The 1,082-nt window shown below is 59.4% G+C and carries 1 protein-coding gene; it reads right to left on the bottom strand.

Annotated elements, in window-relative coordinates; translation table 11 throughout:
* Positions 1–31: 31 nt before the first annotated feature.
* Positions 32–979 carry an IS30-like element ISAs2 family transposase gene (locus AACR93_RS01930; protein ID WP_019706001.1) on the bottom strand — a complete coding sequence of 316 codons (948 nt, stop codon included), beginning with the start codon at positions 977–979 and terminating at the stop codon, positions 32–34.
* Positions 980–1,082: the final 103 nt, after the last annotated feature.

Here is a 1,082-nt window from a genome sequence, read left to right on the forward strand (position 1 = left end):
CGCGAATTCAACTTCGAAGTGCGACACTCGCCTATGCCGCCTGACGGTACTCTTCGAATACCTTGACAGGCTGCCTGAATCCGAGACATTTCCGAGGTCGTAGGTTGAGCCACTGCTCCGCTCTCCTGACATCCTCGTCCGTGACCTCTCTCAGGTCTGTTCCCTTTGGGATAAACTGCCTCAACAGCCCATTGCTGTTCTCGTTCAGACCGCGCTCCCACGAAGAGTAAGGGTGCGCAAAGTAAGTCTCGGCACCCAGCGCTTCCTCTATCGCCTTGTGTTCGGCAAACTCGCCGCCGTTGTCAAAGGTGATGGTATGCACCTGCTCGATGTAGGGCGTTAACATCTCGATTATCGCATCCCGCACCACCCCAGCCTGTTTGCTCGCGACCCGCTTGACCAGATAGAGCCGGCTCTTGCGCTCCACCAGGGTGACCAGTGCACCTGTGCCTTGCTTGCCCAGCACCGTGTCCGCCTCCCAATCACCGAGCCGCTCCCGGCTATCGACGATAGCCGGCCGTTCATCAATAGAGCGGGCTTCCTTGATGGGAGAACGCAGGCTGCTCGCCCCCTTGCGGTAGCGCTTGTGGCCCTGGCGCAGATGGCGGTACAACTGGCCACCCCGGGCTTTGTCGGCGGCCACATGGCGGTATATCCACTCGTGACTCACCATGAGGCCTATCTGCTTGCCCACCGCGCTTATCTGCTCCGGGCTCCACCACCAGGCGAGTGTCAGCTCGACAAACTGGATGACATCGGCAGATAGCCGAGATTTGGCCGCACTGGCCCGTCGGTGGGTGGCGTGCTGATGCGCATTGTCTGGCTGGTAGCCCTGCGGCCCGGCGTTACGACGCAGCTCCCGGTAGAGGGTGGAGCGATGAACGCCAATGGCGCGTGCGGTGGCAAGGATGGACATCCCCTGTGCGCGAAGCACCGATAACTGGTATCGTTGCCCCTCGGTCAACTGCTGATAGCTCATGGTGATACTGCTTTTACTTTGGCGAGCAGAAGGGTACCACCAATCAGCAGTTGGCCACCTCTCGCCATTCATCCATGAGTGTCGCACTTATTATCTGAATTCC

The sequence above is a fragment of the Aeromonas sp. L_1B5_3 genome (assembly GCF_963866575.1).
GTDB classification, from domain to species: domain Bacteria; phylum Pseudomonadota; class Gammaproteobacteria; order Enterobacterales; family Aeromonadaceae; genus Aeromonas; species Aeromonas jandaei.